Source organism: Thalassolituus sp. UBA2009, from assembly GCF_002335285.1.
Lineage (GTDB): Bacteria > Pseudomonadota > Gammaproteobacteria > Pseudomonadales > Oceanobacteraceae > Venatoribacter > Venatoribacter alkanivorans.
Window position 1 is genome coordinate 58298 of the sequence record NZ_DDCJ01000143.1, and the last position, 26041, is coordinate 84338.

General features: G+C 51.0%; 26 protein-coding genes and 1 tRNA gene. 20 read left to right on the forward strand and 7 right to left on the reverse strand.

Annotated features, from left to right (window positions below; all coding sequences use genetic code 11):
* Positions 1-3 precede the first annotated feature (3 nt).
* From B3P58_RS17425 to B3P58_RS17435, 3 genes are read left to right on the forward strand one after another with little or no spacing between them, the layout of a single operon-like run.
* Positions 4-1242 (forward strand): hypothetical protein, encoded by a 1239-nt coding sequence (locus tag B3P58_RS17425; protein WP_145465855.1) that lies wholly within the window; start codon positions 4-6, stop codon positions 1240-1242.
* Entirely contained in the window at positions 1235-1945 is a 711-nt protein-coding gene (locus B3P58_RS17430) for an OmpA family protein (protein ID WP_286719338.1), read from the forward strand. The genes B3P58_RS17425 and B3P58_RS17430 overlap by 8 nt, the downstream gene beginning before the upstream one ends.
* Positions 1942-2415 carry a hypothetical protein gene (locus tag B3P58_RS17435; RefSeq protein ID WP_225693461.1) on the forward strand — a complete coding sequence of 158 codons (474 nt, stop codon included), beginning with the start codon at positions 1942-1944 and terminating at the stop codon, positions 2413-2415. Before B3P58_RS17430 ends, B3P58_RS17435 begins: the two co-directional genes overlap by 4 nt.
* Before the next feature lie 37 nt (positions 2416-2452).
* Here the strand turns inward: B3P58_RS17435 and B3P58_RS17440 are convergent, their stop codons facing one another.
* The 7 genes from B3P58_RS17440 to flgA all read right to left on the reverse strand — a co-directional run bounded on the left by B3P58_RS17440 (position 2453) and on the right by flgA (position 6234).
* Positions 2453-2755: a hypothetical protein gene (locus B3P58_RS17440; protein WP_286719340.1), complete on the reverse strand. Its 303-nt coding sequence runs from the start codon at positions 2753-2755 to the stop codon at positions 2453-2455.
* Positions 2752-3525 carry a hypothetical protein gene (locus B3P58_RS17445; protein WP_286719342.1) on the reverse strand — a complete coding sequence of 258 codons (774 nt, stop codon included), beginning with the start codon at positions 3523-3525 and terminating at the stop codon, positions 2752-2754. Before B3P58_RS17445 ends, B3P58_RS17440 begins: the two co-directional genes overlap by 4 nt.
* Before the next feature lie 236 nt (positions 3526-3761).
* A tRNA-Arg gene (locus B3P58_RS17450) sits at positions 3762-3837 on the reverse strand.
* Between the two features lie 48 nt (positions 3838-3885).
* Positions 3886-4626, reverse strand: coding sequence for a flagellar brake protein (locus B3P58_RS17455; protein ID WP_145465846.1), 741 nt, complete (start codon positions 4624-4626; stop codon positions 3886-3888).
* Between the two features lie 22 nt (positions 4627-4648).
* Complete coding sequence (gene flgN, locus B3P58_RS17460; RefSeq protein WP_286719343.1) at positions 4649-5119, reverse strand: flagellar export chaperone FlgN; 471 nt, start codon at positions 5117-5119, stop codon at positions 4649-4651.
* Positions 5120-5133: 14 nt separating this feature from the next.
* Positions 5134-5460, reverse strand: a complete 327-nt coding sequence (flgM, locus tag B3P58_RS17465) for a flagellar biosynthesis anti-sigma factor FlgM (RefSeq protein WP_225693468.1) — start codon at positions 5458-5460, stop codon at positions 5134-5136.
* A gap of 63 nt (positions 5461-5523) precedes the next feature.
* Complete coding sequence (flgA, locus tag B3P58_RS17470) at positions 5524-6234, reverse strand: flagellar basal body P-ring formation chaperone FlgA (protein ID WP_145465842.1); 711 nt, start codon at positions 6232-6234, stop codon at positions 5524-5526.
* A 97-nt stretch (positions 6235-6331) separates the two neighbouring features.
* Between flgA and B3P58_RS17475 the strand changes: the two genes are divergently transcribed.
* From B3P58_RS17475 to pseF, 17 genes are all read left to right on the forward strand, one after another.
* Positions 6332-7258 (forward strand): chemotaxis protein CheV, encoded by a 927-nt coding sequence (locus tag B3P58_RS17475; RefSeq protein WP_145465840.1) that lies wholly within the window; start codon positions 6332-6334, stop codon positions 7256-7258.
* A 17-nt stretch (positions 7259-7275) separates the two neighbouring features.
* Positions 7276-8112: a CheR family methyltransferase gene (locus tag B3P58_RS17480; RefSeq protein ID WP_274704275.1), complete on the forward strand. Its 837-nt coding sequence runs from the start codon at positions 7276-7278 to the stop codon at positions 8110-8112.
* 166 nt (positions 8113-8278) lie between these two features.
* Entirely contained in the window at positions 8279-8677 is a 399-nt protein-coding gene (gene flgB, locus B3P58_RS17485) for a flagellar basal body rod protein FlgB (protein ID WP_286719347.1), read from the forward strand.
* Between the two features lie 2 nt (positions 8678-8679).
* Positions 8680-9126: a flagellar basal body rod protein FlgC gene (flgC, locus tag B3P58_RS17490; protein ID WP_145465836.1), complete on the forward strand. Its 447-nt coding sequence runs from the start codon at positions 8680-8682 to the stop codon at positions 9124-9126.
* Between the two features lie 10 nt (positions 9127-9136).
* A complete protein-coding gene (locus B3P58_RS17495; RefSeq protein ID WP_145465835.1) occupies positions 9137-9928 on the forward strand; it encodes a flagellar hook assembly protein FlgD in 792 nt (263 codons plus the stop codon).
* 27 nt (positions 9929-9955) lie between these two features.
* Positions 9956-13591: a flagellar hook-basal body complex protein gene (locus B3P58_RS17500; RefSeq protein WP_145465834.1), complete on the forward strand. Its 3636-nt coding sequence runs from the start codon at positions 9956-9958 to the stop codon at positions 13589-13591.
* 204 nt (positions 13592-13795) lie between these two features.
* A complete protein-coding gene (flgF, locus tag B3P58_RS17505; RefSeq protein ID WP_145465833.1) occupies positions 13796-14542 on the forward strand; it encodes a flagellar basal-body rod protein FlgF in 747 nt (248 codons plus the stop codon).
* Positions 14543-14555: 13 nt separating this feature from the next.
* Positions 14556-15341, forward strand: coding sequence for a flagellar basal-body rod protein FlgG (gene flgG, locus B3P58_RS17510; RefSeq protein WP_225693476.1), 786 nt, complete (start codon positions 14556-14558; stop codon positions 15339-15341).
* A 10-nt stretch (positions 15342-15351) separates the two neighbouring features.
* A complete protein-coding gene (gene flgH / locus B3P58_RS17515; RefSeq protein ID WP_145465831.1) occupies positions 15352-16050 on the forward strand; it encodes a flagellar basal body L-ring protein FlgH in 699 nt (232 codons plus the stop codon).
* Between the two features lie 20 nt (positions 16051-16070).
* Positions 16071-17168 carry a flagellar basal body P-ring protein FlgI gene (locus B3P58_RS17520; protein WP_145465830.1) on the forward strand — a complete coding sequence of 366 codons (1098 nt, stop codon included), beginning with the start codon at positions 16071-16073 and terminating at the stop codon, positions 17166-17168.
* A gap of 28 nt (positions 17169-17196) precedes the next feature.
* The gene (locus tag B3P58_RS17525; protein WP_145465829.1) at positions 17197-17496 is read left to right on the forward strand and encodes a hypothetical protein; all 300 of its coding nucleotides are present in this window, start codon (positions 17197-17199) and stop codon (positions 17494-17496) included.
* Positions 17497-17787: 291 nt separating this feature from the next.
* The gene (flgJ, locus tag B3P58_RS17530; RefSeq protein WP_286719353.1) at positions 17788-18870 is read left to right on the forward strand and encodes a flagellar assembly peptidoglycan hydrolase FlgJ; all 1083 of its coding nucleotides are present in this window, start codon (positions 17788-17790) and stop codon (positions 18868-18870) included.
* Complete coding sequence (flgK, locus tag B3P58_RS17535; RefSeq protein ID WP_225693484.1) at positions 18863-21844, forward strand: flagellar hook-associated protein FlgK; 2982 nt, start codon at positions 18863-18865, stop codon at positions 21842-21844. Before flgJ ends, flgK begins: the two co-directional genes overlap by 8 nt.
* A gap of 21 nt (positions 21845-21865) precedes the next feature.
* A complete protein-coding gene (flgL, locus tag B3P58_RS17540; RefSeq protein ID WP_145465826.1) occupies positions 21866-23104 on the forward strand; it encodes a flagellar hook-associated protein FlgL in 1239 nt (412 codons plus the stop codon).
* 53 nt (positions 23105-23157) lie between these two features.
* Positions 23158-24156 carry a UDP-N-acetylglucosamine 4,6-dehydratase (inverting) gene (pseB, locus tag B3P58_RS17545; protein ID WP_225693488.1) on the forward strand — a complete coding sequence of 333 codons (999 nt, stop codon included), beginning with the start codon at positions 23158-23160 and terminating at the stop codon, positions 24154-24156.
* A gap of 2 nt (positions 24157-24158) precedes the next feature.
* Complete coding sequence (gene pseC / locus B3P58_RS17550) at positions 24159-25316, forward strand: UDP-4-amino-4,6-dideoxy-N-acetyl-beta-L-altrosamine transaminase (RefSeq protein WP_286719356.1); 1158 nt, start codon at positions 24159-24161, stop codon at positions 25314-25316.
* Positions 25313-26026 (forward strand): pseudaminic acid cytidylyltransferase, encoded by a 714-nt coding sequence (gene pseF / locus B3P58_RS17555; RefSeq protein WP_286719358.1) that lies wholly within the window; start codon positions 25313-25315, stop codon positions 26024-26026. Before pseC ends, pseF begins: the two co-directional genes overlap by 4 nt.
* Positions 26027-26041 lie beyond the last annotated feature (15 nt).

Genomic DNA, 26041 nt, shown 5'->3' on the forward strand with positions numbered 1-26041 from the left:
CTCATGATGGAGCAGTTTTCCGGATGGACACTGGGGCTGATGATCGCAATAGCGGCGCTGTCCCTGTTCTTCCATTTTTACCGTTATTCCAACCGCACCGCTGAAATTGCCCCCAATATTCTGACCAGTATTGGTATTTTCGGCACGTTCCTCGGTGTGGCTCTTGGCTTATGGCATTTTGATACGACTGATATTCAGGGCAGTGTACCGAAGCTGATGGACGGTCTGAAAACCGCGTTCTGGTCATCCATTGTGGGGTTGCTGGGTGCTCTGACACTGAAAATCCGCGCTGCTCTGGCACAGACCGGACGGCGTGAAGTCAATCAGACCCGGGTGGCAACCATCGACGATCTGGATGCTTCACTGAAGCATATTGCCGACCAGATGAATCCGGAGCAGGAAAACGGTTTGCAGCATTTATTACAGCGTCAGCATCTGCAGACTCTGGAGCGTATGAATCAGGTGATTGGTGCCCTCGACAGTTATCAGGAACGCATGGCAGAAGCCAACGCTAAAGCATTGGTTAATGCGATTGAAGCCGTAATGCGTGAGTTCAATACCAAAATTAATGAGCAGTATGGCGATAACTTCAAACGCCTGAACCAGTCGGTTATTGCCATGCTTGAGTGGCAACAGAATTACAAAGACCAGTTAAATACCCTGATTACCGAGCAGGAGCGCACCTCGGGTTCTATGCAGGAAGCCAGTCAGGCGTTCGAATATATGGTGAAACATGCCAATGCGTTCAATGGTATTTCTGAGTCGTTGCAGGATCTGCTGAACGGCCTGGAGGCCCAGCGCGCGAATCTTCAGTCACAGCTTGGCAGTCTGGCCGATCTGGTTAATCACGCCGCCGATGGTTTGCCGAAGCTTGAAGACCGTATTGTTGCATTAACTCAGGGAATGGCCGATGCCGTGCAGATGCAGCAGCGCTGGGCGGTTGATGAACTGGGTAAAATGCAGCAGAGCATTGAGCAGCAACTGCAACAGAATCTGACTGACAGTGGCCAGCGTTTACAGGATCAGCAGCAGCAAAGTCTGCAGCAACTACAGCGTATCGGCGAGCGGGTTGAACGTCAGGTGGTGGTGCTGGATGAGAGTATGGAAGAGGAGCTGAATAAAGCCCTGAAATCCTTTGGTATGCAGCTGACCGCGTTGTCCGAAAAATTTGTCAGTGATTACTCACCACTGACTGAGAAACTGCAACGACTGGTGCAAATGGCAGAACAGATCGATGAATGAAAATGAACTGGAGCAGCTGAAAGAGCAGGAAGGGCACTGGGTTGCCGTTTCCGATTTAATGGCTGGCCTGATGATGGTGTTTATGCTGATTTCCATTGTCTTCATGATTAATGTCGAACAGGAACGCGATAAAATACGCGATGTCGCCATTCTGTACGATCATCTGCGTGTGCAGTTGTACGAAGATTTAAAAAGCGAATTTGCTGATGATATGCAGCGTTGGGGAGCGGAACTGGATAAAGACCTGACCTTCCGTTTTAACAATACCGAAGTGCTGTTCGATAAAGGTGCCGCTGATCTTAAGCCGGAATTTCAGTCAATACTGGCGGACTTTTTTCCTCGTTATATCGGTATTATTACCCGTGAAAAATACCGTGACGATATTCTCGAGGTGCGTATAGAGGGCCATACCTCCAGCGCTTGGTACGGTGCACTGAGCGATGATGATGCCTATATCCGCAATATGGATTTATCACAAAAGCGTACGCGTTCTGCTCTGGGTTTCGTGCTCGAATTACCGGATGTCAGCGCCAATAAAGACTGGCTTAAATCTCACCTGACAGCGAATGGCCTGTCATCAGCCAAAGTTGTGCGCGACGATAGCGGTGTGGAAAATGACGAGCGCTCACGACGGGTGGAATTTAAAGTCCGCACTGATGCCGAAGGGCGGATTGCCACCATTCTGGATCGGGTATTACCGTGAAGATTACCGACTTTTTTCAGGATGAAGGCTTTAACCGTCTGCGTGAACGCATGGGAACCGATGCCTTGGGCAACTTTGAATTATTCGATCCCGCCCGTCAGCTGACCTATGCCGAGCGTGAAGCTCTCGATAACGGCATGCTGACTGCCGAAGGGCAGGCATTACGTATCCTAAAAGATAAAACCCTGGCCTTTAAAAACACCCGCGTCTGGCTTTTTTATGAGCAGGATTATCATCTTGCCTATTGTCAGAAAGTGCAGGCGTTGCGCCATCATCAGGATCGTTTACAGATTGGCACCGGAGCGCTATCGGCTAAAAAGACCGAAGGCGTATGCCTTGAGTGTTTGTCTGTGCTGCAATATCAGGGCGTGGACGCACGCCGCTTACGGCGTGCGGAGTTTTCTGAACAGATCAGGGAGCAATTCTCGCTGGAGCTGTTTAAACAGGAATATCCGTTTTATCCGGTATAAGAACCGGCACGGCCAGAAAGCCGTGCTGTTCTGCGGATTACTGCCAGTTAAACTGATTCCAGCGGGCTTTATCCCAGCTTGCTGTCTGGTCGGTGTCGCCACCTGAGGAATTGTCTGATCCGTCACCGGTATCGCCGCCTGAGGAGTTATCTGATCCGTCGCCGGTATCACCGCCTGAGGAGTTATCTGATCCGTCGCCGGTATCACCGCCTGAGGAATTATCTGATCCGTTGTCTGTATCCGTTGGTATATTGTCTTCCGGTGTACTGTCTCCGGAACCGCCAGCACCACCGCAGGCGGTTAAGGTCAGAAAGAAAACAAGAATAAAAGCCAGTTTCATGGGCTGACCTTCTCAATGATAATGTGATCCAGAAGGTTACTCAGCTCCGTAATTTCCTCAGAAAAGTCCGAATTAACGCTGACGTCATCATCAGTAAAATCGTAATCCCCTATACTGACGACTTTCTTTGCCTGTCTTAGCGTATTGCTTATAAAACCAAGCGACATAATCCGGTTTCCGAGAACCACATTCGCTGAAAACGATACGTTTGCCTTTTCATAGTGGTTTCTGAATTCATAGGGACTATCTTCACCGAAGTTTGAATAATGTTTGCTGCGGATTACATTGAAGCCAATGTTTTTATTGTAGGCGCTGGGATAGCCGGAAAGAGTGGTGTTATTGCATACATAGTCGCTGCTCCCAAGGGGAATAAAGGTCGCGGGAGAAAACATAACATAGCGACTACCATCATCTTTCACTGTTACCTGAAACGGGTAGGTGATGTGATAAATGTCACCGTTTGCAGGATCGACAACTTTGTATTTGGTTAAGCGGTATTCGGTATCACCAAGGTAGAATGATGTTCCGAGCGGTGCGGTTTTTTTTGAGTAAGTATAGGGAATATCGATAGCATTATCTGAGCACTGAAAACCAGACTGGTTAGTGTCTCCGGATTTCAGATCAGAAATCTGCCCTGCAAGATATTCGAAGTTTTCATTTACTTCAGAAGCTCTGGCCGGAGTATTCGCGGAAAATGTGTGAGGTAAATCTGCCATAGAGGTTGCCGAATACAGAAACATAGATAAGACGGCCAAACCGGTACTGCGCATACAAGAACTCCTGCTGGGGCATACTTTTTAGTTTGTCAGTAGTAAAAAATAAATGGGCGCTTTATTCAAGATGCTGAGGCTGAAGAACTTCAGCAGCGGATCTTTCATTATGAGTAAAGGAGATCCTTACGCGAGGCTGGATGCAAGAAAATTGATTAATTATTAATCAGAAGGTTTGGCAGACGCCGGTGTTCTCAGATTGTTTGCCGTTATGGTGCTGAAAATCGCAGGCCTGGTGGCCTCCCCACAGGGACTCGAACCCCGATCGTCCGCTTAGGAGGCGGATGCTCTATCCTGTTGAGCTATAGGGAGAAGGGCGGGCATTTTAACGGCTGACAGCGGTGCTGTCAGCCTTTGTTGTTAAACGTCGCCCAGAGATTCTTCTTCGAGGTCTTTATGGTGGCGCTCTTCCCACTGAAATTCGGTGATCAGGCGGTCGAGGTAGCGCTGTGCCATGGCCGATATCATGGTGAAGGCAAAGCCGCAGATAGTATTGCCTTCGTCATCATTGATGATATGACGGGCTTCCAGGCTGCAGTCCATGGTGTTTTCTTTGTTAAATCTTACCCGCGCGATAGGAAAATCACGTTGCTCTTCCAGGCGCTTTTTAACATTAGCGCTGAAGTGAGCTTTGAAGCCGCTTGATGACAGATCAAGCAGACGACCGAGCAAATCGCCTTCACCATCGTTCATTTTAATTTTCAGCAAAATGTTGTGCGCAGGTGGAACGGCGACGCGATAGGCAGTACGGCGCTGCAGATACAGAACCTGTTCAGGAAACTCCGCACGGTATTGTTCTTTCTGGGGCTGGTACTTCAGCCGGCCGGTCATGCGGAATTCAATACGCACACCCTGACTGTCGCATTCTATATGAAAGCGTTTTCCCGCCCGGATAAGATCATTGCCATGTTGCGGAATGACTTTGTCCATGAAAAAGCTGCGGCTTTTAAAGTCTGTTTGTGGAATGGCGGAGGTGAACTCTTCGTCGCTGCCGTCAATCCGTACTTTAACCGGTGTGCCCATCAGGACGATTTTGCGCAATGCTCCGTAAATATCTTCCGGTTCATCGAGCAGGTATTCTTGATTTTTTTCCTCAGACATTGCCCTTGGTTCCCAGACATGATCAGACCTGAATGTACCCTTGTCCCTGCTTCAGGCTGCTTGCTTTCCCTTTATCGTTATATAAGTGTGGATCATTCTGCTGACCACGCAAGATTTTAAGTTTTTGCAGGGTGCGATGACGGGCGTGAAGGACGATATCGGAGAGCTGAACCGATAGCTTCTGGTTCTGTTTATACTGGTTTTCAAGGTTGGACCATAGGAGGCGGATGTTTGCCGCAGCGGCAATATCCGGATGCTGAAGGCATTGCGCAGATTGTGGCAGGCCCGATGCTTTCATCCATAGAAGGCGTTGTTCGGCGTGATCCTGTAACTGGCGGAGGCAGAGTGTTTTTTCCTGCTGGAGTGTTTGCAGGCCTTGCAGGTCGTTGTTGGCCAGAGCATCCCGTTCCTGTTCAAGAATCGCGTGGATTCCCGTGGTTAATTCCAGCTCGGTTTGCAGGAAAGCTGCGAATTGCGCGATGTCTGTGCTCATAGGAGTTCACTGCTTCAGTTGAGACGATCCTCAAAATCAAGCATTTTTCCTGCCAGTTTTTCATAGTCGATCTTGTATTCGCCTTTTTCGATGGCTCCGCGAATGCGTTCTACGGTTGCGTCATCGACGTCAGGCATTTCACGGATTTCCGCTTCAACCTGCTGAATGCTTTTGCTGCTGGCGCTCAGCTTGACCTGATCGGTAAAGACTGCGCTTTCCTGCGCTTTGGCGGTTGGTGCCGGGTCTTTATTTACCGGTTCGTTACGGGTGCGTGAACTGTTATCTACACCACCGGTTAACTTATTGATATTCATAGACAAATCTCCGAGCCAGTTAGGCATTTTACACTCCTGCATAGGTGTTATCGGCGGCCATAGTTGGAACTTTAGCAATTTTTTGAAATTTTATTCGACCTGTACTAAGCCCCGTCCGGCCACCCGGCCATAAACGATTTTCTGTGACTGCTCATTACGCACCCGGATTCGTTCGTCCTGCCGGCCATTTTCCAGCGCGGTACCGTTCATTTCAATGCGGATACCCGGGCGGTTGACGCGGATTTTGACCCTCTCGCCACGGTTTATGATGACGGGAGGATCGAGCATGTCCGGACTGAGTACGGTGCCGGCGCGCAGGCTGCGGCGGCTGATCTGCTCCTGAACATCTTCCGGATGGAGGTAATAGCCTTTGGTCAGTTCTCCGGTGTCATGGCGAACCATGGAAATGTCATCTGCGGTCAGGGGCTGGCCGGCGCTGACGGGTTTCCGTAGTACGGCAACGGCTTTGTAAATGTGCAGTTGTACGGCCAGGTGCTGCTTCCAGTAGGGCGTATTACAGCTGAGTTCAAGTCCGTTGCGCCCGGCCTGCAGAGGTTTGACCAGAGCCAGATCGAAGCCTCCCTCGCAATCGGGAAGCTGGTAGTCTGCCGGCAGCCCCGGAAAGGAAAGTGCACTGTCAGATTCATGACCACTGATTTCCTGCCAGCGAATAAGCAGGCGTTGTTCAACATCCTGTTGCCAGCCGGAAGCCTGGATCGCCGGTGCGTACAGCAGCGGAATTGCAGCAAGGAAAATTGCAGCAAATATCCGACAACGGCGCTGGTTCTCTACTATGCTCATAAACACGTAATACTGAATGTCATTTATCTGGCGTTAAATCTGTGGGTTCAGCAGGTACAGCAAAGGTCATGCCGGATCGATTTTTTGGGAGCTTGTTATGGCAGGTGTGTTAGACACAGTGAATCAGCGCACGCAGCTGGTTGGTGAAAACCGGCTTGAGCTGCTGCTGTTTCGCGTCAATGGACGGCAGGTTTATGGCATCAACGTCTTTAAGGTTAAAGAAGTGCTGCAATGCCCGAAACTGACAATTCTGCCGGGCAGTAACCCGGTGGTCCGTGGTGTGGCGCATATCCGTTCGGGCACGATTCCGATCATGGATATGAGCATGGCAACGGGGAATACGCCGTTGCAGGATCTGAAAAATGCTTTCGTCATCATTACCGAATACAACCTGAAAACTCAGGGCTTTCTGGTGGCTGGTGTGGAACGCATCATCAATATGAACTGGGGAGATATTCATCCGCCACCAAAGGGAACCGGTCGTGAGCATTATCTGACGGCGGTTACTGAAGTGGATAAGCAGTTGGTCGAAATCATTGATGTGGAAAAAATTCTGGCGGAAGTTTCGCCGGTTAATGAACAGATCAGTGAAGGGGTGGTCAGCGAGGATGTTCATGCCAAGGCGAAGGCCAAAAAAGTGCTGATTGTTGATGACTCTAAAATTGCCCGTAAACAGGTAAGCCGTTGTCTGGAAAATGTCGGTGTAGAAGTGGTTGCACTGAATGACGGGCGTGAAGCCTGGGAGCATCTGTATGCCATTGCCGAGGCCGGAGAAAACATCAGTGATCATTACATGATGATGATTTCTGACATCGAAATGCCGGAGATGGACGGCTATACCCTGACCACGCGTGTGCGTGGTGACAGCCGTATGGCAGGATTCTTCATTGTGCTGCACTCTTCTCTCAGTGGTGTCTTTAACAAGGCGATGGTGGAAAAAGTGGGAGCCAACGATTTTATTGCCAAGTTTGATCCGGACATTCTGGCTGAACGGGTAGTACGACAAGTGAATGCAGCCGGTTAGGCTATGTGGATGAAATTATGACCAAAGACATGTCAGTGGATGAATATAACCGCTTCCGTCAGATGTTGGAAAAAAGCAGCGGTATTATGCTGGGCGAAGGCAAAGAATATCTGGTTACCAGTCGTCTGCGGCGCATGATGGAACGGGAATCGGTTGCCAGTATTTCAGACCTGCTGGTTGCTATGGAGCGCAACCGCAGCCTGCAGGAAAGTGTTATCGATGCGATGACCACCAACGAAACCCTGTGGTTCCGTGACGAACACCCTTACCGTATTTTTCGTGAGAAGCTGTTGCCAGAACTGGCACAACACCGGCGTCCGCTGAAAATCTGGTCGGCAGCCTGTTCTACCGGCCAGGAACCTTATTCTCTCAGTATTGAGATTGAAGAGTTCAGAAAAAAGAATCCGGGTCAGCTGATGACCGGCGAGCGTATTACCGCAACGGATATTTCCCCGAGTTCTCTGGCTGCAGCTAAAGAGGGGGTGTATCAACAATTGGCGATCCGCCGTGGTATGAACGATCAGCATCTTAAAGTGTATTTCGATGAGGTGGATTCAGATCGCTGGCGTATTAACAGCCAGGTGCGCAGCCGGGTGGATTTCCGTGCCCAGAATCTGCAGCAGAGTTTCTCTTTGCTGGGAAAATTCGACATTATTTTCTGCCGTAACGTACTGATCTATTTTTCTGCCGATCTGAAGCACGACATTCTGAGACGCATGCATGGCAGCCTGAATCCTGGTGGTTACCTGATGCTGGGAGCTTCAGAGGCAATGAATAACCTGAGCGATTATTTCGAAATGGTGCAATGCCATCCGGGGATTGTGTACCGGGCGAAGAAGATCGGAGGTGTATAGCCTGTTTGCCGCCGGTCGGTAAAGGTTTGCCGTTGCCGTTGAATTGCCGCTCCATTGCCGCCTTAAAGGGCGGCTTTTTATTTTCAACCTATTGAAAAATAAGGATTATTTTTTTTGGCACAGGGGTTGCTATCTTCCAGTCATAGTCACGTAAGAGAATCAGATTATGGCCTCTATCAATTTCACCAACGCTCTCGGCGTTCATCCTTCTGCACTGCAGCTGCGCGCGGCGCGGGCAGAAATTCTGGCGAATAATCTGGCTAACTCCGACACCCCGGGGTTTAAAGCACGTGACATCAATTTTCAGGCTGTACTGGCCGGAGAGATTAACTCCCGTAACAGCGTAGCGCTGGAGCGCACTCACTCCGGTCATCTCAGTGGTCACAGCCAGCGCGATGATGAATTGCTGTACCGCAATCCGATTCAGCCCTCCATTGATGGCAACACCGTCGACTCGCAGATGGAGCAGGCGCTGTATGGCCGTAACAGCATGAATTACAACGCCAGCTTTGAATTTCTCAGTGGCAAGTTCAAAGGCATGAAAGGCGCGATCCGGGGAGAATAATTATGTCGTTATCCAACGTATTTGATATCGCCGGTTCCGGCATGAATGCTCAGTCGATCCGGATTAACACGACCGCCAGTAATATCGCCAACGCAGAAAGTGCATCCAGCTCGGTCGATGAAACCTACCGTGCACGTAAGCCCTGGTTTGCGGTGATGCATAAAACTTTTATGGAAGTGAATGCTAATAACGAGTTTCAAAGCATTGAAGATGGCACCGGAGCCGGTGTTCAGGTGATGGGAATTGTGGAGAAGGATGCGCCGCTGCAGCAGCGTTTTCAGCCGGATCACCCAATGGCAAATGAAGATGGTTATGTGTACTACCCGAACGTGAACATCGTTGAAGAAATGACCGATATGATGTCTTCATCGCGCAGCTATCAGATGAATGTAGAGGTGCTGAAGACCGCAAAACAGATGCTGCAACGTACGTTGACTCTGGGACAGTAAGGAGCAGGTTATGGCAATTAATGAAGTCGGTAATAACACTGCTGCGCTGGATCAGTACCGCAAGCCCAGCAACAGTGCGGAGCCAAAAGATAACGAACTGGGACGTGATGCGTTTCTGGAGCTGATGGTTGCTCAGCTGAACAATCAGAACCCGCTGGAACCGACCGATAACCAGGCCTTTGTGGCACAGCTGGCACAGTTTTCCACGGTAGAAGGGATCGACAAACTCAATACCACCAGCGAAAGCATGATGTCGCGCTTTAACTCGGCTTCGGCGTTACAGGCATCCAGCCTTGTCGGCCAGTCGGTCATTGTGGAAGGCAATGAAACCGGTCTGCTGCTCAGTGGCGGGGTGGTCAGTGGCTACACCGAGGTGCCGGAAAGTGCCAGCAATCTGCAGCTGAGCATCGAAGACGAAAATGGTGTTCTGCTGGAACAGATTCCACTGGGTAACCGTACCGCCGGCTCGATGTCGGTGCGCTGGGACGGTCTGAATATGATGGTCGATGGCGAAATTATCGACATCGATGTGAATAAGCTTAACCGTCAGGAATATTACAAAGACGAAGACGGTGAGCTGGTCCTCGATGCCGAAGGTAACAAGATTCCTGTGCCTTATCCGGCTGGTGAGTACGTGTTCAAAGTCACCGGCACTATGGGTGGCAAATCAGAAGAGTTAGGAATGCAGATGAGCTCACGGGTTGACAGCGTCACCATGAGCGGCAGTGGAACGGTCACTCTGAATCTGGCGGGCGGTCGCAGTGCCTCGCTGGATCAGATTAAACAGATTCTGGATGAGTAGTTCGGAACGGGCAACGGAGACTAGATTATGGCTTTTAATATTGGTTTAAGTGGTATTCGGGCTGCCTCGACCGACCTTGAGGTAACAGGTAATAACATTGCCAACGCCAGTACCACCGGCTTTAAGCAATCACGGGCGGAATTTTCCGACGTGTACACCACCACATTGCTGGGTACCGGTGTTAAACCGGTCGGCAGTGGGGTTATGGTGGATAACGTCCGTCAGCAGTTCAGCCAGGGTAATATCAGCGGCACTGAAAGTGCGCTGGATATGGCCATTGACGGTAACGGCTTCTTTGTTCTGGAGGATCGCGGCAGCGTGTCTTACACCCGTGCCGGGATTTTCTCTCTCGATAAAAATGGCTATGTGGTGGCCAATAACGGCTCCCGTTTACAGGGCTACGCTGCCAATGAGAATGGTGTGGTTAATGGTGTACTGGGCGACATCCGTATTCAGGTTGCCAATCAGCCACCGCGACTGACCAATCTGGCATCGGCCATTCTGAACCTGAATGCCAGTGAAAAGGTATTGCAGGAGCAGGGTCTGCAGCTGGTATCCAATGGTCTGGCAATCGGTGCTGCAGATTCCGGTATTGCCGAGTCGACCCGCAGTATTCTGGATTCTGCCGGTCAGCCAACGACTGGCGGCACGCCGGCAGCGGTGGCTTTTGATGGTGCGCTGGGTGGTGGTAATACCGTCGCCAACGTGGCCACTGCCGGTACCGCCGGTGGTGAAACCTTTGATGTTGACCTGGGTGACGGCAACGGCGTGCAGACCATAACGCTGCAGGCGATTCCGGCCGGCTCTACTCAGGCAGAGGCCCTGACTCTGATTCAGCAGTCGATTGATACCGTGCTGGGTTCCCAGCAGCTGACAGCGACAACGGATGGCACCGGCAATCTGGTGTTCCAGCGTGCTGGCTACAGCGCAACGGATGGTTCCAGCTTTGCCTTTACCAACTCCGCCACTATGGCGGCCTTTGGTGCGGCCGGTGCCGTGACCGCAGGTACTCAGGGCTCACTGCTCTTTGTAGGTTCCGGTGCATTGACCGCTGACTTCCGCAGCATTCCCGGCACATCTACGACGACCCGTACTACCGCCACACCATCGTTGAATATCGTGGCTTCTGACCCTGGGCAGTTTGCCCAGCTGACCGCCAGCAACCTCTATGGCGCGCTGGATATCAGTGCCGGTAGCGGTAACGTTCTGGCCTTTACCATCGCTACCGAAACCGGTGCTACCTATCCGATTAACCTGAGCCAGGCAGCCTGGCAGGGCGCGGCTCCGGGTTCGGGTTATGCCACTTTAAGTATTGCTGATGCCGTGGCGCAGATTAATACGCAGATCACTGCAACTGCAGGCGCGGGTAACGAAGAAGTACTGGCTGTTAATAATGCCGGCCGCATTGAGTTTCAGGTTCAGGCTCCGGCAACACAGGGTGACTATCTGCAGATTGCCAATAACTCGGTGTCTTCTGTGGGTCTGAGTCTGGACAGCATTGGCTTCCTGACAGGTAACCGCTTCGACAATGGCGTTGAACCGGTTCAGGCCAATAACGTTTTCCAATTGGAAGTCACCAGTACAACCGGTAATGGTGGCGGTCCGTTCAACATTACCATTCCGCCGGCGAATTATGCCTCGCTGGACGATCTGGCAGTGGCCATTCAGCAACAGATTGATGTGTATATCGGTGCCGCGGGTATCGCCGGTAAGGTCACCGTGGATGCGGTGGGCGGTCAGCTGGTGTTCACTAACACCAATGTGGGCTCCGGTGAAGGTATCTCGGTGACACCAACCGTAGCTGAACCGCAGGCGGTTGCAGCACTGGGCTTTGACAGTCTGTTTGTGGTTACCGGTGAAGACGAGGTGGATAAATCCAACAGCTTCCGTATTAACCTGACAGTACCGGCTCCGGATAACGAAAACCGCAGTGGCTCTGTGCTGATTACGCTGGATGAAGAATATCGTTCGGTGCAGCAACTGGCGGCCAGTATTAACCGCCAGCTGAACAGTCAGGATGCCGATGGTTACATCGGTGTGCAGGCGGCTGCGGTCGAAATTGAACCGAATGTGGTGCCACCACAGTATCAGCTGGAATTGCGTGCCACTGAAGCCGGTGAAGCGTCGATTATTTCGATCAGTAATATCAGTGCCTCAGGCCCGGATATTACCGCTGCCGATCTCTATGGTCTGCTGCAGGCTAACCCGTCTGACGGTACGCTGCTGACTACCGGTATTGAGGGTGTGAATAATGAATATCCGCGCCAGACGGTCGTACTGACTGATCCGGACGGTGAAGAAACTGAAATCGTTATTCCTGAACGCAGTGAGGCCAATGCCATTGTTGCTCTGTTCAACAAGCAGCCAGGGGTCACCGCATCGGCACTGACCACCATGAATATTCCGCTGTCGGGTTATAACAGCCCTGGCAATGATATGAAGCTGACGCTGAATGGTCAGGTGTTAACCTCTACCTCGCTGGAAGATATTGCCGACGAAATTAACTCCTACCGCGGCACGACATTGCCGGGTTTCAACGCCGAAATTACCGCTGCCGGTGATCTGGTCATCACCAACGAAATTGGCCGCGATATCAAGCTCAGTATTTCCAGTCCGGTCACTTCCGATTCGCTGGTGGTGCAGGGCGCCGATAACACCGGTCCGGTGGTACTGGGCGGCAGTACCAGTGCTGACCTGTCTGCGGCAGTGGGTGGTGTGGTGACCTTTATCCTGAACGAGAACTACACCCTGAGTCAGCCTGATCCGGTGGTATCCGGTATTTTCGGTGCGCTGACACCGGATGAGTTTACCCCTTACACCCTGAATGCTTTTGATCCGAAAGATCAGGACACCTACAACCACGCCACCTCAATGAATATCTATGACAGTTTGGGTAATACCCATGTCATGACACAGTATTTCGTTAAGGAACCGGTTGATCCGAGCCGTCCGAACGAGGCCAACCTGTGGGCAATGTATGTTCAGGTGGATGGCTTCGATGTGGGGGATCCTGATCCGACTCTGCCATTCCCGCAGAACCTGGAGCCAACGCCGGCACGTTTTGAACTGTTCTTTAATCAGGACGGCAGCTTTGATCCGGTATCGACAGGTGATATCTACATCACCAACTGGGACCCTAAGGATGCCGATGGTAATCCGACCGGTGCCCTGAGTTCGGTGAACGTGCTGGAAGGTGGTCTGCCTCTGTCCGATCCGCCAAGCAACTCCAACTTCCAGATTGACCTGAGTGGCTCTACTCAGTTCGGCAGTGCCTTTGCGGTTAACGAAGTGAGCCAGAATGGTTACACCACCGGCCGTCTGACCGGACTGGAAGTGGATCAGGAAGGGATTATCTTCGCCCGCTTTACCAACGGTCAGGCACAGACACTGGGGCAGGTGGCTCTGGCCAACTTCCGCAACCCGGAAGGTCTGACCCCGCTGGGTGACACATCCTGGGCCGAGTCTTTTGAATCGGGTGATCCGACGGTTGGCTCTCCACGCACGGCTTCCTTTGGTCAGGTGCGCTCATCGGCACTGGAAGACTCTAACGTGGATTTATCGGAAGAGCTGGTTGGGCTGATCATTGCCCAGCGTAACTTCCAGGCCAGTGCCAAAACCATTGAAACCACCGATCAGGTCACTCAGACCATTCTGAATATCTGATGACTGCCTGGCGGCAAGCCTCTTCCCCTCTGGCGGAAGAGGCTGCCGTTTTTTCCGCGCTTTTTCCCGTCTGATACCGTCAAAAAATCATAAGTTATTGAAAATAATGACTTTTATGGTTTTGGCACGTCCTCTGCAATGTTTCCTGTAACTCATTCGGTAAGGTGGATTTTCCGTCTTACCCGCAAGAACAGAGGCAGAACTATGGACCGCGCTTTATACATTGCCATGTCAGGTGCCAAGCAAAATACGCTGGGGCAGGCCGCACACGCCAACAACCTGGCCAATGCCAGTACCACAGGCTTCCGCTCCGATTACACCCAGAGCCGGGCGATGGGCGTATTTGGCGATCATTTTCCAACCCGTGCTTATGCCATGACTGAACGCCCGGCCAGTGATTTCCGTCAGGGCCCTCTGATGGAAACCGGCAACCGTATGGACGTGACCATTGAAGGCGATGGCTGGTTTGCGGTGCAGGGACCCGACGGCCAGGAAGCATACACCCGTGCCGGCGATCTGAGCGTCGATGCCGATGGTCGTCTGGTGAATGGCAGTGGTCTGCAGTTGATTGGCGATGGCGGGCCTGTGGTGCTGCCAGAGTTTCAGAGTATTGAAGTCAGCCGCGCCGGTATCGTGACGATTCAGCCTTTGGGGGAAAACCCGGCAGCGGTCGCCGAACCGGTGCAGCTTAAGCTGGTGCGCCCGGATCTGCAGGCGCTGGAAAAAGGCGAAGACGGCCTGTTCCGTTTCCGTGATCCGGCCACACCGCCAGCGGTTGCCGACCCCAATATCACACTGGTTAACGGTTTTGTTGAAGGCAGTAACGTCAATGCGGTGAGCGAGCTGACCAGTCTGATTGCCCTTAACCGCCAGTACGAAATGCAGGTAAAGCTGATGAAACGGGTGGATGAAAATACCGCCGCAACCACACAAATTCTGGCCAACCAGTAACAGGAGCTGACCTATGTTAAATGCACTTTGGGTAAGTAAAACCGGACTGGAAGCACAGGATCTGGCGTTAACCACGGTTTCTAACAACCTGGCCAACGTATCCACCACCGGCTTTAAAAAAGACCGCGCGGTATTCGAAGACCTGCTGTATCAGATCCAGCGCCAGCCCGGTGCCAACTCCTCGGCTGACAGCCGTTTGCCGTCGGGTCTGCAGCTGGGTACTGGTGTACGTACTGCGGGTACGCAAAAGATTTTCACCACAGGTTCCCTGCAGCTGACCGATCAGCCACTGGATATGGCCATTAACGGCCGTGGTTTTTTCCAGATCGCGATGCCGGACGGCACCATCGGTTATACCCGTGACGGTACCTTTCATATCAATAATGAAGGGGTGGTGGTGAACGTGAACGGCTATCCGCTGGAGCCGCAGATAACCATTCCTGAGCAGACCAATAAGCTCACCGTCAGTAAAGACGGGATTGTGCAGGCCACCCTGTTTGGTGATCCGACGCCGCAGGAGCTGGGCCAGATTGAAACCGTCGACTTTATTAATCCGGCCGGTCTGCAGGCAGTGGGTGGTAACGTGTTCTATGAAACCGCCGCCAGTGGTGCGCCGCAGGTAGGCGTACCGAATGAAGAAGGCTTTGGTACGGTGGAGCAGGGAGCACTGGAAAACTCTAACGTCGAAGTGGTGGAAGAGCTGGTAAAAATGATTACCGTGCAACGTTCCTACGAAATGAATTCGAAGGTTGTATCCGCCGCCGATCAGATGCTGCAGTTCCTGACGCAGAACGTGTAAGGAGGTTGTTATGAATACGCTGTTTTCATCCCGTTTATCTCTGGCCGCGCTGATGCTTATAACATTGCAGGCCTGTACTTCAGTGCCTTTGGAGCCTGAGGTTTATCCGGATGATCCGGATTACGCGCCGGTATCCGCCGAAAGCCTGCAGCCACCACCAATGGCCAATGGTTCTTTATTTCAGGCGCGCTACAGTTTTGGTTTGTACACCGATCAGCAGGCACGTCGTGTCGGCGATATTATTACGGTGATTTTTGATGAGCAGTATCAGTCATCAAAATCGGCGCAAACCAAGTCGGATAAAACCTCCAGCAACAGCATTGTACCTAACAGTGTGATGGGTACGGTGCCAGGCTGGAAAAATCTGGGTCTGGATTCCGATACCTCGGCTGACCGTAAATTTAACGGCAAGGGTGAAGCTGATCGCTCTAACAGTCTGAGTGGCCAGATATCGGTATCGGTCGCGGAAATTATGCCTAACGGTATTTTACGTATCCGCGGTGAAAAATGGCTGACCCTGAGTGAAGGGGAAGAATATATCCGCATCAGTGGTCTGATCCGCCCGCAGGATATAACGCCGGACAATACCGTTTCATCAAGTAAAGTGGCCGATGCCCGTATTTCCTTTGGTGGTCGCGGTAATCTGAATAATGCCACCAAGCAGGGTTGGTTTGACCGTATTCTTAATTCGCCCTGGTGGCCACTGTAAGCCGGCCGAGGAGAAAAACCATGTTACGTTTTCTGAGTTGTCTGTTTGTGGTGTCAGTTTTTCTGGCACCGGCCGTACAGGCTGAACGGATTAAAGACATCACCAGTATTTCCGGTGTGCGTACCAACCAGCTGGTGGGGTATGGTCTGGTGGTGGGGCTGGATGGTACCGGTGATAAAGCACCGTTCACCACTCAGACCTTCCGCAACATGATGGCCGAATTCGGCATTACCCTGCCGGCCGGTGTCGATCCGAAATTAAAAAATGTGGCGGCGGTATCGGTTACTGCAGAATTACCGGCCTTTGCCAAGCCCGGACAACGGGTGGATGTCACCGTTGCCTCATTAGGTAATGCCAAAAGCCTGCGTGGTGGCGCATTGATGTTTACTCCGCTCAAAGGTGCCGACGGAAATATTTACGCGGTTGCCCAGGGTAATCTGGTGGTTGGTGGTTTTGGCGCTGAAGGTAATGATGGTTCAAAAATTACCGTGAATGTACCCAGTGTCGGCCGTATTCCTAACGGTGCTTCTGTGGAGCAAACCGTGCCCAGCAATTTTTCCCGTGGTGACAGCCTGATTTTTAACCTCGACCAGCCGGACTTTACCACGGCCCGTGCGATGGTTGAGCGCATCAATACCTTACTCGGACCGGGAACCGCTGAAGCGCTGGACGCAACGTCGATCCGCGTCAGTGCACCGCGTGATACCAGTCAGCGCGTCAGTTATTTATCCATTATTGAAAATCTGGAAATTGAAACCGGAAAAGAACGGGCCAAAGTTATTATCAACTCCCGCACCGGTACTATTGTGATCGGGCAGAATGTAATGATTGAGCCGGTGGCGGTTACCCACGGCAGCCTGGTCGTAACCATTACCGAAGATTTTCAGGTTTCCCAGCCCAATGCCCTTGCCGATGGCGAAACCGTCGTCGTACCGCAGACCAATATTAATATCGATAACGGTGGCGATAACCGTATGTTTAAATTTGGTCCTGGTGTATCCCTCGACAGTATTGTTAAAGCCGTTAACGAAGTAGGGGCTGCGCCCGGTGATTTAATGGCTATTCTTGAAGCAATGAAGCAGGCCGGTGCGTTAAAGGCTGAATTGATTGTTATCTGATACGAATAAACATAAAGAGAACACGAATATGAGTGCTGAATTGTTTGAGCAGGTAAAAAACCTGTCCCTGGAACTCCGCTCGCTGATTCGTCAGGGGGTTCGTGAGGGTGTCGATGAACGGATTCAGCGGCGCAACGAATTACTGCAGCAGTGGTTTGCCCAGATCAGTGAGCTGATTGATATGACCAATGAGCAGCAGGAGTTTCTGGAAGGTTTGCTGCAGGAAGAGCAGCAGTTGCTGGCCGATCTGCAGCAGGAGCAGAAAAGCATTGCCAGCCGTCAGAGCGGCAAGAAAAAGCTTTCCCAATACGAACAGTTGCCGCATTGAAAGCGTACATCTGGCTCCCACGCTCTGCGTGGTAGTCTTTGCTGACACCGTTGCATTCCCACGCAGAGCCTGGGAACGAGAAAAAGAAAAAACCTTCTGAATACGAACAATTGTCACACTGAGGCAATGCCTGTTCAGCTCATCAGACTTTACTGGCAGAAATGGCTCAGATGCTGATGTTATTCAAACTCAAAATCCGGGCTTTTGTCCGGATTTTTTCTTCTCTCTTTACACTCGCTTAATCAGTCAATTGGCAAACATCTTGCAGTTTCCCTAACAAAGGAGATTGTTATGATCCAGACTCAACCACAGAGCGCCCAGATTTATACCGACCTGAATGCCCTGCAGGGTATTCGTTCGTTGGGAAAAGACGATAAAAACGCCGCGCTGATGGAAGTTGCCAAGCAGTTTGAATCGATGTTTCTGAACATGATGATGTCGTCCATGCGTGACGCCAACAAGGTGTTCGAAGAAGACTCGATGTTCAATTCTCCGGAAACCGATTTCTACCGCAAAATGTATGACGATCAGATGGCGCTGTCGCTCTCCGGCCAGCAGGGCATGGGGCTTTCTCAGGTTATCTATCGCCAGCTGATGTCCAGCTACGGTGACAACAATAACGAAGCCAAAGAGCTGGATCAGGGCAAGTTATTTGACCGTCGCGCACGTTCACCGCTACCGATGGTTTCTCCCTCTCATGTTACTGCCCTCAATGCGACGATGGATGCCGTTGATGCTGAACTGCATCAGCTTCGTCCTCGGCCTCAGGCAGCGGTCACAGCCAGTGAACATTCTGTTGCTGCGGATACAACACCGCTTGTAGCAGCCAGCGGCAGCGGTAATAAAGGGCAACAGTTTGCCACTCCGGCAGAGTTCGTTGCCGCTCTTTATCCGCTGGCAGAAAAAGTCGGCGCTGAGTTAGGGGTCGAACCGAAAGCCATCGTTGCCCAGGCTGCGCTCGAAACGGGCTGGGGAAAATATATGATCAGCGATGATCAGGGTCGCAACAGTTTTAATTTTTTTGGCATTAAAGCCGACAGCCGCTGGCAGGGTGAGCGGGTCGACGTGGTTACCCACGAATACCGCGACGGTCTGGCCGTAAAAGAACGGGCGCCGTTCCGCTCTTACTCGTCGATGGAAGAAGGTGTGCGCGACTATGCCGACTTCCTGCAGGGAGCCGAGCGTTATCAGCAGGCCATTGGTCAGAATCTGGGCGCCGGACATTACGGTTATGCCCTGCAGCAGGCCGGCTATGCCACCGATCCACAATATGGAGCAAAAATTCAGCGTATTTCACAAAGTACAACCCTGAATTCTGCACTGGAGCAACTGCGTTCGTCAGCGCCGCTGACCGGAGATCGCAACGATGGCTAGTATTCTTGAAATTGGTATTTCCGGCCTGCGCGCAAGCCAGACGGCATTAACCATTACCGGCCACAATATTACCAATGCCGGCACAGAGGGTTACAGCCGTCAGGTGATTGGCCAGAGTGCAGTCAGTCCGCAGAATAAAGGCGGTGTCTGGGTAGGTTCAGGCGTTAATGTCGATACCGTTAATCGTGTTTATGATCAGTTTCTGACTGAGCAACTCTGGCGTGATACCTCAACCTTTAATGGCTTCGATACGCTGGCTTTAAACGCAGAACAGATTGACAGTTTACTGGCCGATTCCGGCACTGGTGTGCAGCCGGGTCTGGAGCGTATGTTTTCATCCCTGCAGGCTGTGGTGGATGATCCGGCTTCATTGCCGGCACGGGCAGTATTAATTTCAGAGAGTAATGGTCTGGTTGATCGTTTTACCTCGATCAGTGACCGCCTGTATGCACAGAACGATATTATTAATGGCCAGATGGATGTCATGGCCGGGCAGATTACCACCATTGCAGAAGGCATTGCTGAGCTGAATGAGCAGATTCAGTTTGCCACCGCATCGGCCAATGGTATCGAACCCAGCGATTTACTGGATGCCCGTGATAAATTAGTTAAAGACCTTTCCGAGCTGGTAAAAGTAAATGTTGTAGAACAAGACGATTCGGTCTGGAACGTTTTTATCGGCAATGGCCAGGCATTGGTTATTGGTAATGACTACAACGAAGTATTTGCCGATGCCGGTGGCTCTGATCCATCCCGCTCCGATCTGTACTTCCGTAAAGGCGATGTGATTCAGAATGTCACCGACGAAATTGTTGGTGGTCAGCTGGGGGGAACACTGGAGTTCCGTAATGAAGTTCTGGATCCGGTACTCAGTGGGTTGGGACGTCTGGCGCTGGTCATAAATCAGACCTTTAACGAACAACACAAGCTGGGCATCGATTACGACGGTAAAATGGGCGAGAACTTTTTTACCGATATTAACGCACCGGAAAAAACCTACACACGTGTTCTTGGTGATAGTCAGAATGCCCGCCCGAATGACCGCTTGTTGAGTGTTCATATTAAAGATGCCGGAGCATTAACCACCAGTGAGTATCAGGTGGAATTTCCCGGTCCGGATGATTACACCTACCGCATTAAACGCCTGGATGACGATAAAATCGTCAGCAGCGGAGCATTGACCGGCAGTTTTCCGGATTCCGTAGAGGTCGATGGATTTGAAATCCGCTTTGAAGCCGGTAGTTTTCAGGCGGGCGATGACTTCCGCATCATGCCGACGCGTAATGAGTCGACTAAGGTTCAGGTTAATATCACCCGTCCTGAGCAGGTTGCCGTTGCTTCTCCGATTGTGACCGATTCCGCTATTGGTAATCAGGGAAATGCAGCGATATCTCAGGGTGGTGTTTATGACATTAATACGCCTTATTTTTCCCGTGAAGGTGAACTGACACCACCGCTGTTGATCCGCTTCACTTCGCCAACCACTTACGATGTGCTGGATAACACCGATCCGGGGAAGCCTATTCCGCTGTTTCCGCCGCTGATGAATCAGACTTACGTGCCGGGTATCAGTAATTCGATTCTGCCAGCTGATGAAGGCAAAACAGCCTTTACCAGCTTTGGTGGTTATCTGCCGGTTAATACAACCTATCAGGCGCCACCACCGGCCACTAATGTGACACCGAAGAATGGCTTTTTCCCGGAACGCATTGTCATCAGCCATACCGACCCGGTCAGTGGCAAGGTGACGACACAGCCGACATTAATTACCAAGGCAAATGCCTCGGCAAAAGAAATTGCAGAGCAATTGAGCAAGCGTGAGGGTATTGAAGCCCTGGCACGGACAACGGTTGAGCTGAGTGATTTCAGCAGCGATGCGAATCCTTTTCAGCCTATGACGTTCAGCCTGAACGGAATTGTTCTGACCGATACCCTTGGCCCGAATCAGACGAAATACGATGCCAATTACCCGGAAGAAGTACCCGACCCGGTAACGCCGGATTTTATTGCCGATCGCATTAACAGCAATCGTGATCTGCAGGATTTGGGGATCGTTGCGCGCAGTGATGGCAGCAGAGTCGTGATCACCGCACTGAATGGTGACGATATTAATCTGGAGATATCCGGTGACAATGGCGACGGATTCAACGTCAGTAATGGTCAGGACATTATTCTGCGTGAAACCGGCGAAGCGCCATTTACGCCACTGACTGAGTACGATGGCTATGACTTCAGTGAGGGTGGTCCTTACACCTACGAATTTGATGTACCGGGACAGGGCACCTTTAATATCGAGCTGAATGATACCTATGCAACGGGAGCTGAGGTTGTCGATGCTATCCGTACCCAGCTGGAAAATTCTGGTTTTACTTTTTCTGGCAATCTGGATGTGGATATTGATGAGCGTGGCACCATCAGTTTTCAACCGCGTCTGCCGATGAATGCCACCGGTGTGCATGGCTCATCCAAAATATCCATGGGCGGACAGATCAAAGTGATTGCCGATCCCGGTTACAGTCTGGATATCGAACCGCCGGGTAATAATTTGTTCGCCGAGAATCCGGTGGGCGAACCAGTGCACTTTGGTTTTGATGTTGAAATCAGTGGTCTGGCACAAAGAGGTGACGAATTCACCGTTGGATTTAATACCGATGGTACTTCAGACAGCCGTAATGGTGTGGCTCTGGCAGCGCTGCAGAATGAAGACACGGTGGCCGGAAATACCAGTTATTCGGAATCCTACTCCCGGTTGGTTGAAGAAATTGGCTCTGTAACCAGTCGCGCTCAGATTAACCGTGATTCCAGCGAGGTATTGTTACGGAACTCTGAGGGTGCAGTAACCAGCCTGTCTGGCGTTAACCTCGATGAAGAAGCGGCAGCCTTGATTAAATATGAACTGGCCTATAACGCCAGTGCTCAGGTAATTCAGGTTGCGCGCAGTATTTTTGATACCTTGATTTCGACCTTCCGTTAAGGCTTTGGCAGGAGATTACTGATGCGTATAGCAACATTGCAGAGTTTTAATACCGGTCTTAATGGCATTCTGGATAACCAGTCTTCGGTTAATAAAACCCAGCAGCAGGTTTCCAGTGGCCGGCGCGTACTGACACCGGCCGACGACCCTATTGCTGCTACAAAAATTCTTCAACTGCAGCAGGACCAGGCATTGCGGGATCAGTATGACCGCAACATGACAGCGGCCGATAACCGCCTGAAACTGGAAGATGCAACCCTTGGGTCTATTACTGATAACCTGACCCGCCTGAAAGAACTCACGGTTAAAGCCGGTGGCGGCTCTCTGACCCTGACGGACCGTCAGGCGATTGCCGCTGAGGTTTATCAGATTCAGGAAGGCCTGGTCGATTTATTCAATACCCGTGATGCCAATGGTGAATATGTGTTTGCTGGTTTTAAAGGCGGCAATGCGCCTTTTGTTAAAAACGACAGTGGACGCTATGACTACAAAGGTGATGAAGGACAACGCTTTCTGACCATTGGCGCTTCTACCAATGTTGCAACCGGGGATAACGGTAAAAGTCTTTTTGTCGATGTGGAAGCGGCTAAAAATACCTTTACTGCTGAGCTGAATCCGCTCAACAAGGGCACCATGCGTATCAGTCCCGGATTTGTGATTGATGAAGAAAAATATGCAGAGTTTTATCCTGATGACCTGATCATCACTTTTAATCCGGAGTCTGCTATTACACCAGCGGGTCCCAATTACACCGTGCGCCGCGCTTCTGATAACCGGGTTGTCGAAGGTATGAGTAATCAGGCATACAGCCCGGGTACCGATGTGGTGGTTGCCGGTCTCACCATTACCCTGAATGGTGACCCGGAACCGGGTGATGAAGTGCTGGCTAATTCGACGCCCAAACAGAGTATCACTGACACTATCTTCCGTCTGACCGCTGGTCTGAATACGCTGGAAGATAATGTGGTGGATTCGGAAACACTGGATATTCTGATTGAAGATACACTGACCAACCTGGCATTTGCCCAGTCATCGGTGTCAGAAATCCGCAGTCAGGTCGGCGCCCGGCTGAATGTTGTGGATAACACCCGCAACCTGTCGGCGGATGTTGGTCTGGTTAACAAAGAAGTACTGTCAAAACTGTCGGATGTTGATTTTGCTGAGGCGGTAAGCCGCCTGTCACTGCAGAGCTTTCTGCTGGAAGCGGCGCAGCAAAGCTATACCACCATCTCAAGGTTGTCATTGTTCAATCAGCTGTAGTAGCTTGGTACTTATAGTCACCGGTTCCGCTATGGCGTTCCAGGAGAGTCATAATGTTTGATAACAAGGTATTGCTTGTCACCGGAGGAACGGGGTCGTTTGGCCATGCTTTTGTGCCGATGACTCTGGAAAAATATAACCCGAAAAAGATCATCATCTTTTCCCGTGATGAAATGAAACAATGGGAAATGGCAAAGATGTTTGCCGGTGACAAGCGGGTACGGTTTTTTATCGGTGACGTGCGGGATAAAGACCGGTTATACCGGGCGCTGGATGGTGTTGATTATGTGATTCATGCCGCTGCGACGAAAATTGTACCAACCGCTGAATACAACCCCTTTGAATGCATCAAGACCAATATTAATGGCGCAATGAATGTCATTGATGCCTGTATCGATCATGATATTAAAGGCTGTGTTGCTCTGTCGACTGATAAAGCCAGTTCTCCGATTAATTTATACGGTGCGACCAAACTGGCATCTGATAAATTGTTTGTCGCATCCAATTCCTACTCTGGTGAGCATGGCACGCGGTTTTCCGTGGTCCGGTATGGCAACGTAATGGGGTCACGTGGCTCAGTGATTCCATTCTTTATGTCTATACGTGATAAGGGAACGCTGCCGGTTACCGACGAACGCATGACACGTTTTATGATTTCTCTGGATGAAGCGGTAAAGCTGGTATGGCATGCCTTTGAAGACATGATTGGTGGTGAAATTTACGTTAAAAAAATTCCGTCAATGAAAGTCACTGATATTGCCAGAGTAGTAGCACCGGAAGCCGATATTGAGTTCGTTGGCATTCGTCCGGGTGAGAAACTGCATGAGCAGATGATTGGTGTTGAAGATTCTTACCATACCTATGAGTATGATGAGCACTTTAAAATTTTACCGGCAATCAACGACTGGGATCACTGCCCAAGCCGGATTAAAAATGGCGTTAAAGTTCCTGAAGGTTTTGTCTATGCCAGCGATAATAATCAGGAATGGATGACGGATGAGGAACTCTCTGACTGGATTGATAAACACCGGGATAAAATCGGAAACCTTTGATAATGATTCCATATGGTCGTCAGGATATTAACCAGCAGGACATAGATGCTGTTGTTGATGTTTTACAATCAGATTTTCTGACCCAGGGGCCTCAGGTGCCTCTGTTTGAAAAAGCATTAACTGATTATACCGGTGCTGCTTATGCAGTGGCGGTTAACAGTGCGACTTCGGCGTTGCATCTTGCTTGTCTGGCACTGGATGTTGGCCCAGGGGATTATGTCTGGACATCGCCGGTTACCTTCGTTGCTTCGGCCAACTGTGCTTTATACTGCGGCGCTCAGGTTGATTTTGTCGATATCGATGAAAAAACATACAACCTGTGTCCGCTTGCGCTTGAACAGAAACTGATTCAGGCAGAGCAAAAGGGCATGCTGCCCAAAGCAGTGGTGGCTGTTCACCTCTGTGGTCAACCCTGTGATATGGCTGCAATAAGCCGGCTGGCCGAACGTTATGGCTTCCGGGTGATTGAAGATGCTTCCCATGCAATTGGTGGGCAATACCAGAATCAGCCAATCGGCAGTGGCCGTCACAGTGATATTACGGTTTTCAGTTTCCATCCGGTAAAAATCATTACAACCGCAGAAGGCGGTGCGGCGCTGACCAATTCATCAGTACTGGCAGAAAAATTAATGTTGCTGCGCAGTCACGGTATTACCCGTGATCCGGCGCAAATGACCAGAGAGCCGGATGGCCCCTGGTATTATCAGCAGATAGCACTCGGTTTTAACTATCGCATGACTGAGTTGCAGGCTGCTTTGGGAGTCAGCCAGATGCAGCGGCTGGACCAGTTCGTTGCGCGCCGGCACGAACTGGCAAATCGTTACAACGAATTATTGGCTGACCTGCCGCTAACAACGCCCTGGCAAAACCCCGACGGCTATTCCGGGCTGCACCTGTACGTTATTCGATTGCAGTTGGAAAATATCAACAAGACTCATCGACAGATATTTGAAGCATTGCGCGAGCAGGGTATAGGAGTGAACCTGCACTATATACCGGTGCATTTGCAGCCGTTTTATCAGGCCATGGGATTTTGCAACGGAGATTTTCCTCTGGCGGAGCGCTATTATCAGGAGGCAATCAGCCTGCCTATGTATCATACACTGACCGAAGAACAACAGAATTCCGTTGTTCAGGCCGTTACGGATGCATTGCTATGAAAGTCGCTGTAATTCCTGCCCGTGGTGGCAGCAAGCGGATTGCTAAAAAAAATATCCGGCCATTTTTCGGAAAACCGGTAATGGCCTGGTCTGTTGAGGCGGCGCGTGCCAGTGGCTGCTTTGATCGTATTATTGTGTCGACCGATGATGCAGAAATCGCAGCTGTAGCCAGGGCTCTTGGCGCCGAAGTGCCTTTTACCCGCCCGGTGGAGCTCGCAACGGATCAGGCGGCGACCATTCCGGTAGTCGCTCATGCTATTAACTGGCTTAAGCAACAGGGTGAAGAGCCGGAACAGGTTTGCTGTATTTATGCTACCGCGCCTTTTATTTCTGCCACAGACATTCAGCAGGCGGAGACTATTTTACGCGACAGCAGCGTCAGCTATGTGTTTCCTGTTGCCAGTTTTCCCTCTCCGGTACAGCGTGCTCTCCGAATTCTGCCCTCCGGGCGGGGTGAGATGTTTAACCCGGAGTTGTTTGTTAAGCGCTCGCAGGAACTTGAAGAGGCATATCATGATGCCGCTCAGTTTTACTGGGGAAACGCAGAAGCCTGGCTGCAGGAAAAAATGATCTTTTCCACAGATTCTGTGCCACTGGTTATTCCCCGCTACCGGGTACAGGACATTGATACGGAGGAAGACTGGCAGAGAGCGGAGTACCTGTTCCGTGCCATGCAGGAAATGCAGGCTTTTTCCGGAACGCAGGGTTGAATACGCTGATGAGTA